An 8819-nucleotide genomic window follows, 5' to 3' on the forward strand; every position below is an offset into this window, starting at 1 on the left:
GGGGTAGGCACCTTCGGGGCCTACCCCGCCACCCATTGCACCCCTCCCAAGATCACCTCAAGGAACTGACATGTACCCGCCCGTAACGCGCTGGAAGACACGCCTCCGTACGACAGCACTGTCCCTGCTCGCCGTCGTCGCGGCCGTCGGTGTCGGTGCCGGTCCCGCCCTGGCGGCGGACGGTAACGTCGCCTGGACGGTCCGGACGGCCTCCAACGGCTACGGCGAGGCCAGGTCCAGCTACAGCTACAACGTCAACCCGGGCGGTGCCGTCGAGGACGCCATGGTCGTGGCCAACCGCGGCCCGGCGCCGCTGACCCTCACCGTGTACGCGGCCGACGGCTTCACCACCGACGCCGGCCAGCTCGACCTGCTCACCAAAGACAAGAAGTCGATCGCGATCGGTGCCTGGGTGAAGCCGAACGCCGGCAGCGTCGTGATCCAGCCCGGAAAGACCGCCCAGGTCCCCTTCACTGTCGACGTTCCGCAGAACGCCACGCCCGGGGACTACGTCGGCGGCATCCTCACCACGCTGACCCAGGCCGACCAGGCTGAGGGGATCAACGTCGACCGGCGCCTCGGCATCCGGATCAAGTTGCGGGTGGGCGGCGAGCTGAAGCCGAACCTCGCGATCGAGAACCTCCACGTCACGTACGCCGGACCGACCAACCCGTTCAGCAAGGGTGACGCCACCATCACCTACCAGGTCCACAACGTCGGCAACGCGGCCCTGTCCGGGAAGCAGGCGGTGACCGTCTCGGGCCCGTTCGGCCTGCTGCGGGTGCGGGCCGAGGATGTCGCCGCGCCGCCGGAGCTGCTTCCGGGTGAGAGCTGGGACGTGTCGGTGCCCGTACACGGGGTGGCTCCCGCCATCTCGCTGGCCGCTACAGCGACTCTGACACCCCTGCTCACCGACGCCTCAGGCTCCACCACCTCGCTCAAGCCGGTCCAGGTCACCGCGCACGGCTGGGCCCTGCCCTGGATGCTGTTGCTGGTGCTCGTCGTGCTGATCGCCGTGCTCGTCGGGGCGTACCTGTACCGACGCCGCAACCGGGCGCGGAGCAAGGCGCGCGAGGACGCCCGCTTACGCGACGCCGTCGAGCAGGCGCTTCGGGGCCCGGAGCCGCAGACCTCCTGATCACGGCACCGGTCACCTCGGCTGGCTTCGGCCGGCGGAGGTTCTCGCCCGCCGGGTCAGGGCGTCGGCGTTCGTCCTTGTGGGTGAACGGCACTCAGCTCCGGACCACGCCTGTTCCCCAGCCGGCATGCTGCGACGGTGACGCCGGCACGGAGAGGGAATCCACATGGTTGACGGGGATCTGCCAGAGCGGATGCAGGCAGCGGCCTTCGACGAGTTCGGCGGGCCGGAGGTGATCACCCTGCGGAAGCTGCCGATCCCGCAGGTCGCCGACGACGAGGTGCTGATCAAGGTCTTGAGCGCCGGCGTCGGGGTGTGGGACGCGTACGAGCGGCAGGGCATGCTGGTGCCGGAGGGCTCGGCGCTCCCGATCGTGCCCGGCTCCGACGGCGCCGGAACCGTCGTCGCGGCCGGCAGCAAGGTGACCGGCTTGGCTGCGGGTGACCTGGTCTACGTCTCCGCCACCACGCGGCCGAAGGGCGGCCTCTACGCCGAGTACGCGTCGGTCAAGGCGGAGTACGTGGCGAAGGTGCCCGACGGTGTGCCCGCCCAGCACGCGGGTGCCATGCCCACCGACGCGCTGACCGCACTGGCCGGGCTCGACGCGATCAGCCTGTCGGCCGGTGCCTGGCTGCTGATCTTCGGTGCGAGCGGCGGTCAGGGTCACCTGGCCGTGCAGTTGGCGAAGCGGCAGGGGCTGAACGTGATCGCCGTGGCGTCCGGGGCGGACGGCGTCGCGCTGGTGACCCGGCTCGGTGCCGACGTGTCCCTCGACGGCCACGGCGACATGACCGACGTGCTGGGCCGGATCCGGGACGCGGCGCCGGGCGGGGTGAACGCCATCCTGGCGATGGCCGGCGGCGCGACGCTGGACCAGCTCACCGAGGCGCTGGCCGACGGCGGGGTGGTCGCGTTCGCCCACGGGGTGCGCCCGGAGCCTCAGGAACGGCCGGGCGTCATGGTCCGCGCGTACGACGGCGAATCGAGCCCTCGACAGTTGCAACGCCTCAACGAACTCATCGAGGCGGGGCCGTTCGTGGTGCACGTCGCGGAGAAGTTCCCGCTGGGCAAGGTGCGCGACGCGCACCAGCGCCTACAGACGTCGTACGCCGGCAAGCTCCTGCTGACGGTGGCCTGAGACGTCAGGGCGTGCGCTGTTGCGGCACGCGTACCGAAGCCATGCCGGCCGCCGTCGCGGCCTGGATGCCCAGGTCGGTGTCCTCGAAGACCAGGCAGGACTCCGGGGGTACGCCGAGCTGCTCCGCCGCGAGCAGGAACGCCTCCGGGTCGGGCTTGGCCCGGGTGTAGTCGTCGGCGCAGACCAGCACGTCGAACCGGTCCAGCAGACCGAGCGCGTTCAGGGAGGCGGTGACCGACGCGCGGGTGCTGCCGGAGACGACGGCGAACGGAACCCGCCGGTGCGCGTCGTGGATGTGCGCCAGCACCTCGGGCACGGCGGCGAGCTGCGGCAGCAACTCCTGGTAGTAGCTCTCCCGGCGCTCGACGACGGCCTCCACCGGCATGGTGAGACCCTGCTGCTCGTTCAGAGCGACGATGATGTCGGCGGTGGGCCGCCCACCCCAGGCGTAGAAGAGGTCCTCGGGGAACTCGCAGCCCCACTCCTCAAGTGCCCGCTGCCAGGCCAGGTAGTGCAGCGGCATCGAGTCGACGATGGTGCCGTCGCAGTCGAACAGGTACGCGGCGAACGGCCCGGGGGGCAGAGGCAGACTCACCCGCGAAGGGTACAGCTCACTCGTTCGTGACGGCTCTCAGCTGGCTGAGCAGGTACGCGCGCTCCGGTTCGGTGCCGACCAACGTCAACGCGCTGCGGTACGCGGCCGCCGCCTCGTCGTACCGGCCGAGCCGGCGCAGCAGGTCGGCCCGCGCCGCCGGATAGGGGTGGTAGCCGCGCAGCCGAGGCTCGTCGGCCAACTCGTCGAGCAGCGCGAGCCCCGCCGCCGGCCCGTCCCGCATGGCGACCGCGGCGGCCCGGTTGAGCGCCACGATCGGTGAGGGCACCAGGCCGAGCAACACGTCGTAGAGGGCCACCACCTGCGGCCAGTCGGTGCTGGCCACGTCGGCGGCCTCGTCGTGCAGCGCGGCGATGGCGGCCTGCACGCCGTACGGGCCGGGCGCTCGGCCGGTCAGCGCGACCACCACCAGGCCCCGCCCCTCCTCGATCATCTGACCGTCCCAGCGTCCACGGTCCTGGTCGTCGAGAAGGATCATGGTGCCGTCCGGTCCGGTACGCGCGTCCCGGCGGGCGTGGACCAGCAGCATCAGACCGAGCAGCCCGGCGACCTCCCGCTCGGCCGGCAGCAGTCGACGCAGGATCCGGCCCAGCCGGATGGCCTCCTCGGCCAGGTCGATCCGTTGCAGATCCGGGCCGGAGCTGGCCGCATACCCCTCGGTGAAGACCGAGTAGACGGCCTGGAGCACCGTGGGCAGACGACCGGGCAGCTCGTCGGGCCCCGGCACCCGGAACGGGATGCGCGCGTCGCGGATCTTCCGTTTGGCGCGGACGAGTCGTTGGGCCATGGTGGCCGGCGGCACCAGGAAGGCCCGCGCGACCTCGGTGGTCGTGAGGCCGGCCAGGAACCGCAGGGTGAGCGCGCCGCGATCCTGCGCGGCCAGCGCCGGGTGCGCACAGGTGAAGAAGAGCGCCAACCGGTCGTCGGGCAGGTCGCGGTCCGCGTCGGCGGGCGGCGCGGGATCGGCCCGCTCGGCCTCCGCCTGCAGTACGGCGAGCCGGGTCGCCAACACCCGGTCGCGACGCAGCCGATCCACCGCCCGACGCCGGGCCGTGGTGAGCAGCCACGCGCCCGGCCGGCTCGGGACGCCCTCGGTCGGCCAGTGCGTCAGCGCCGCCTCGATGGCCTCGGAGGTGACCTCCTCGGCCAGGTCGAGGTCACCGAAGCGGCGCACGAGCGAGGCGAGCAGCCGGCCGCGTTCCTCCCGGAACACCGCCTCCACCGACGACCCGACGGCTGCCCCCTCACCCGGCACTGTCACACCTGCATGTCGATCTCGAAGATCGGACGGACCTGGACCGACCCGGGGCCGACGGCTCCGGGACTGCGGGCCGCCCACTCCAGCGCGGCGTCGAGGTCCGGCACGTCGATGACGTCGTACCCGCCGAGCAGCTCTCGGGTCTCGGCGAACGGTCCGTCGGTGACCGTGCGCTCGCCGTCCGGGTTGACCTGCACTGTCGTACAGGTGGTCAGGTCCTGCAGGGGATGCCCGGAGACCCAGACCCCGGCGTCCTTCATCTCCCGGTCGTAGCGGATCCAGTCCTCGAAGCTGCATCCGTTGTCGACGACCTCCCCGTCGACCATGGGGCTCATGAACAGCAGCATGTACTTCACGTTTCGGCTCCTCTCGGTGCGGCGGGTCGCCGTACAGCATGACGACGAACGTGGGACGGGGATATCGACACGGCGCGTCAGCTTTTTCGTGGGCGTTCGTCGCGACGGTCCATCCGACGCTCGAACCAGGTCACCGCGATCAGGAAGGCGGTGAGCAGGGCGAGTGCCGCGAGTGGCGGGAGGGAGCGGCCGATCGGCAGCAGCACCAACGGCAGGAGCGCGGCCACGACCTGCCCGGGGTACGCCGTGCCCACGGTCAGCCGGCGGAACGCCAACCTGCTCAGCAGGTAGAGGGCGGCACCGCCGTAGAGCGCGGTCGCGGCCTCCCAGCCGAGCCGGCCGGGGTGCGCCGACTCCTCGGTGAGCTGGGCGATCACCTCCTCGATGCCGAGCGCGACATAGATGGCACCGATGATCAGCGTGGAGTGCCCGAGGCCGTACGCGTCGCCGGCGACGCGGGCCCGTCGCTCATCCGGCACGGTGCCGACCGCCTCCCGGGCGGCGGACGCCAGCCGATCGAAGTAGAGCCACCACAGGCAGACCGTGCTGGTGAGGCCGAGCAGAGCGGCCAGCAGGGCGGAGCCGACCGGTGCCATCGCCCTCGGGCCTGCGCCGGCGGAGATCAGGGACTCACCCAACGCGATGATGAGCACCAGGCCGAACCGCTCGCTGAAGTGGTCCACGCTGCGCAGTTGCCACGGCCGGAAGGTGGACGCGAGCCGGGCACCCCCGATGTTCAGCAGGAACGCGACCGTCCAGAGCGCGGTCTGGGCCGCACCGCCGAGCAGGGCGCCGACGATCAGCGGCACCCAGCCCAGCACCACGGGCACTGTGAAGAACCGCAGCGTCGAGCGCAGTGGAGGGTTCGTCGCGCTCGCCCAGAACAGGATCACGAGCTGCACGGCCCGACCGAGCACGTAGGCCAGGGCGAGCGTCAGCGGCGCGTCGAACAGCGCCGGACTCTGCTGCCAGGCGTCCGGCAACACCAGCGCGGCCACGAAGATCGCCGCCATCGCGACCAGGGTGACCGCGCGGACCGGGCCGACGTCCGGCCGGACCAGGTTTCCCACCCAGATGTACGGCGACCAGGAGTAGATCAGCAGCAGCAGGAGGAGCAGCCCCTGGGCCAGGGTGAGCGCGCCCGGGGAACCCGCCATGAACGTGATGACCCGGGTGAGCGCGAAGACGAAGACCAGGTCGAAGAAGATCTCGAACATCGTGGTCCGGTGCGTCAGCCCCGCCGGCACCGGACGAAGGTCGAAAATCCTCCTCACCCTCGCATTCTGCGCCCTGGACCTGGCTGACGTCCGGATCCGCTGAGACCCCGATGGTGTCGCAGCGGACCCGGCGCCCGGCGCCACACCGCCTACCGAACGCCCCGGTCTCAGGTCGAGGCGTCCGCCCGGCGTCGGCTCCGCTCAGCCCGCCGCCGCACCTGCTGGTACGCGCCGGTCAGCCCCATCGCCCGGCGTACCTCGAGCACCGTCTGGCGTACCTCCTGGCGGGTCCGTTCCGTACCCTCGACGATCAGTCGGTCGACCAGGCCCCGGTCGGCTTCGATCTCGGCCCGCCGCTGCCGGATCGGCGCCAGGAACCCCTCCAGCGCGACGATCAGCCGTTCCTTGACCTCCACGTCGCCCACCCGCCCGGCCCGGTAACGCCGGGCCAGGTCGGCCACCTCGTCGCGGTCCGGATTGAAAACCTCGTGGTACGCGAAGACCGGGTTCCCTTCCACAGTGCCCGGCACGTCGGCCCGCACCCGGTTCGGGTCGGTGTACATGCCGAGCACCTTGCGACGCACCGTCGCCGCGTCGTCGGAGAGCGCGATCGAGTTGCCCCGGCTCTTGCTCATCTTGGCGGCGCCATCGGTCCCCACCAGGCTCGGTGTGTCCGCCGGGATCAACTCGGGCACCGGGAAGACGGGGCCGTACAGGTGGTTGAACCGCCGGGCGATCTCCCTGGTCACCTCGACGTGTGCGGCGTTGTCCCGGCCGACCGGAACCACCTCCCCCTTCACGCAGAGAATGTCCGCGGCCTGGAGCACCGGATAACCCAGCAGCCCGTACGGCATCTCCTCCTTGCCGGCGTCGCGGGCCATGTCCTTGAGCGAGGGCACCCGTTCCAGCCGGGGGACTGTCACCAGGTTCTGGAGGAGGGTGTTGAGGTCGCCGACCTCGGGGATGGCCGACTGGAGGTAGAAGGTGGCCCGGTCCGGGTCGACGCCGGCGGCGAGGATGTCGGTCACCATCTCGCGGGCGTTGCCGGCGACCTGGTCGATGTCCTCGCGGCGGTTGCGGGTGGTGAGCATGTGCAGGTCGGCGATGATGAAGAAGCTCTCGTAGCGCCGGTGCAGCCGTACCCGGTTGGCGATGCTGCCGACGTAGTGGCCGAGGTGCAGGCGGCCGGTGGGCCGGTCACCGGTGAGCATTCGTGCGACGGACATGGTGGTGCCTCTCGTATCCGAAGGTGGGTCACGCGTGGGCGCGCGCCGAGCAGGGCTGGCTCAGCCCTGCTCGATCAGCGGGATCGACTCAGCGAGTCGCCCGCCATCGCGCGCCGGCGCGAAACCGCAGACCACCGGCACGGAGGACGTTCAGAAGTTGCTCACGGCCATCGCCGGAGCTGGTCGGGATCTCGGAAACGGCACCGAGGGAGCGGTCGCCGACCAGGTCGACCGCCTCGGATGCGCAGTTGCCCGTCCGGACCACGGCCTCAGATTACCCGCGGGATGGCCCCAGGAGGCGGGAGGTAGCTGTCGGCGTAGTAGGCGCCGACGCGTTCCCGGTACTCCTGGTCGGCCGCTGCCGGATCGAAGGGTGGCGCGTCCTTGATCTGCTGGCGGGTCCGGTCGACGTGCACGACGCGCTCCTGGTGATCCACCCGGTCGACCGTTCCGGCCGGCAGCAGCACCTTCTGGCCGAAGATCCACGGCCCGGTGTCCACCACCAGGTGCCCGGCGTCCGCCTCGTCGCTCGTCTCGTCGATGGTGCCGATGCGCCCGTCGCTCGCCTGCACCTGATAGCCCACCAGGACGACGGGCGTACCCGGGCCGGGGGCGTCCGGGCCGTCGTGTCCACCCTCCTGACCGTCCGGAGGGGTGGCCGAGGGGGTGGTCTGCGTGTACCCGCCGGCCAGGGCGGACGGATCACGCCAGGCCCAGGGGTTGAAGATCGAGGTTTGCATGGGGCACCTCCGAAGGACGGTCCTCAGCTGTCCCCCTTCGCAGTGCCCATCCCGCTGACGCCGGAAACAGCCGGCACTCAACGCGGGGGTGCTCCTGCCCAGGTGCGGCAGAGCGCCGCGTCCGCGTCGCCGGCCCGGTGAGCAGGTGCGCTGGCATACTCGGCTGCCATGGTGCTGTCGCGAGGGTGGAGTCTCTTCCTGGTCGGAGTCGGCGTCTGGACCTGGGTGATCTGGCCGAGGTTCGCGGTGGCCATCTGGCAGGACCCGCGGTCCTGGGCGTCCGGCACGGTGGCCGAGGGTGCGGCCACCAGTTTCCTGTGGGTACACGCGCTGCTGATCGCCGCATCCCTGGCTATCGGCACCACCGCCGGTGTTCTCGGCGTCCGGGCCTGGCTCGCCGCTCGGCGGCGGCAGCCGTCCTGATCGTCGCTACCCGGCAGCCGTCCTGATCGCTGCCGCTACTGCGGATCAGGCCGCGCGACGCCCCCACTACGGATGGTTGCCGAGCCCTGGTTCCTGCGGAGCGGGTCTGACCTGGGAAAACTGCTCAGACGAACGAATGTGACGCGCGCCGCTACCCGTGGATTTGACGATCAAACCCGCAGACGCGTAACTTTCTCTCTGCCAGCGCGGAACGGGGCAAACGGGACGAAAGTCCTAGAGCGCCGAAACGGGATGGCAACCGGGTCAAGCAGGGGTTCGCTCCTGGGAGACGCGGTCCGGGCGGGGCTCGCCGGATCGGCCGCGAGGCGGATTTGGTGCGGCGAAGCCGACCGGGTAAGGTTCACGACCGGCAGGGAACCGGGCGAGACTGCGGGAAACCGCAGCGGCCGGTCTGCCGAATCCGACGACCTGACGCAGCGGTTCGCTGCTGCGTGAGTGCGCCGGCGCTGACCCGTACGAAGCGTGACAGACCGGGACACACGGTTTGACACGGCGAAGACGGTGAGGTAACGTAGTAAAAGTGCCCGGCGCGAGAGCGACGGGGACACGGTACGAAAAGCCCCGGTTGGGGTTCCACTGAGGTGGGGCTTCTGGTCGGTGTGTGGTTGTTCTTTGAGAACTCAACAGGGTGCTTGTAAAGCCAGTGCCAATTATGATTTATACCCCGGACTGGTCAGTTTTTGCTGGCT

Annotated in this window: 9 protein-coding genes; 3 read left to right on the forward strand and 6 right to left on the reverse strand. The window is 70.7% G+C overall.

All coding sequences use genetic code 11. From position 1 onward, the window contains the following. Positions 1-70 precede the first annotated feature (70 nt). Both ACGF3C_RS05460 and ACGF3C_RS05465 read left to right on the forward strand, forming a co-directional pair. Positions 71-1138 carry a WxL protein peptidoglycan domain-containing protein gene (locus ACGF3C_RS05460; protein ID WP_393218980.1) on the forward strand — a complete coding sequence of 356 codons (1068 nt, stop codon included), beginning with the start codon at positions 71-73 and terminating at the stop codon, positions 1136-1138. Between the two features lie 166 nt (positions 1139-1304). After that, complete coding sequence (locus ACGF3C_RS05465; RefSeq protein WP_393218983.1) at positions 1305-2276, forward strand: zinc-binding alcohol dehydrogenase family protein; 972 nt, start codon at positions 1305-1307, stop codon at positions 2274-2276. A 4-nt stretch (positions 2277-2280) separates the two neighbouring features. On the opposite strand, the gene ACGF3C_RS05470 is transcribed toward ACGF3C_RS05465, so the two are convergent. The 6 genes from ACGF3C_RS05470 to ACGF3C_RS05495 form a co-directional block, all read right to left on the reverse strand. Continuing rightward, on the reverse strand, positions 2281-2871 hold the full coding sequence (locus tag ACGF3C_RS05470) for an HAD family hydrolase (RefSeq protein WP_393218986.1): 591 nt from the start codon (positions 2869-2871) through the stop codon (positions 2281-2283). A gap of 16 nt (positions 2872-2887) precedes the next feature. After that, positions 2888-4144: an RNA polymerase sigma factor gene (locus ACGF3C_RS05475; protein WP_393218988.1), complete on the reverse strand. Its 1257-nt coding sequence runs from the start codon at positions 4142-4144 to the stop codon at positions 2888-2890. A gap of 2 nt (positions 4145-4146) precedes the next feature. Beyond that, positions 4147-4494, reverse strand: coding sequence for a YciI family protein (locus ACGF3C_RS05480; protein WP_357227082.1), 348 nt, complete (start codon positions 4492-4494; stop codon positions 4147-4149). A gap of 86 nt (positions 4495-4580) precedes the next feature. Beyond that, positions 4581-5777, reverse strand: coding sequence for a low temperature requirement protein A (locus ACGF3C_RS05485; protein WP_393218991.1), 1197 nt, complete (start codon positions 5775-5777; stop codon positions 4581-4583). Between the two features lie 110 nt (positions 5778-5887). After that, the gene (gene trpS, locus ACGF3C_RS05490) at positions 5888-6946 is read right to left on the reverse strand and encodes a tryptophan--tRNA ligase (RefSeq protein ID WP_393218994.1); all 1059 of its coding nucleotides are present in this window, start codon (positions 6944-6946) and stop codon (positions 5888-5890) included. A gap of 269 nt (positions 6947-7215) precedes the next feature. Then, on the reverse strand, positions 7216-7686 hold the full coding sequence (locus ACGF3C_RS05495; protein ID WP_393218997.1) for a PRC-barrel domain-containing protein: 471 nt from the start codon (positions 7684-7686) through the stop codon (positions 7216-7218). A gap of 168 nt (positions 7687-7854) precedes the next feature. On the opposite strand from ACGF3C_RS05495, the gene ACGF3C_RS05500 reads away from it, so the two are divergent. Then, positions 7855-8109 (forward strand): SCO4848 family membrane protein, encoded by a 255-nt coding sequence (locus ACGF3C_RS05500; RefSeq protein WP_355004402.1) that lies wholly within the window; start codon positions 7855-7857, stop codon positions 8107-8109. Positions 8110-8819: the final 710 nt, after the last annotated feature.

This window comes from Micromonospora sp. NPDC047762, from assembly GCF_043204655.1.
Taxonomy (GTDB): domain Bacteria; phylum Actinomycetota; class Actinomycetes; order Mycobacteriales; family Micromonosporaceae; genus Micromonospora.

What these genes read in the sequence shown, in the direction of transcription:
- ACGF3C_RS05480 (WP_357227082.1), bottom strand. Translation starts at nt 4,494, where the DNA reads ATGCTGCTGTTCATGAGCCCCATGGTCGACGGGGAGGTCGTCGACAAC.
- trpS (WP_393218994.1), bottom strand. Translation starts at nt 6,946, where the DNA reads ATGTCCGTCGCACGAATGCTCACCGGTGACCGGCCCACCGGCCGCCTG.
- ACGF3C_RS05465 (WP_393218983.1), top strand. Translation starts at nt 1,305, where the DNA reads ATGGTTGACGGGGATCTGCCAGAGCGGATGCAGGCAGCGGCCTTCGAC.
- ACGF3C_RS05500 (WP_355004402.1), top strand. Translation starts at nt 7,855, where the DNA reads ATGGTGCTGTCGCGAGGGTGGAGTCTCTTCCTGGTCGGAGTCGGCGTC.
- ACGF3C_RS05495 (WP_393218997.1), bottom strand. Translation starts at nt 7,686, where the DNA reads ATGCAAACCTCGATCTTCAACCCCTGGGCCTGGCGTGATCCGTCCGCC.
- ACGF3C_RS05460 (WP_393218980.1), top strand. Translation starts at nt 71, where the DNA reads ATGTACCCGCCCGTAACGCGCTGGAAGACACGCCTCCGTACGACAGCA.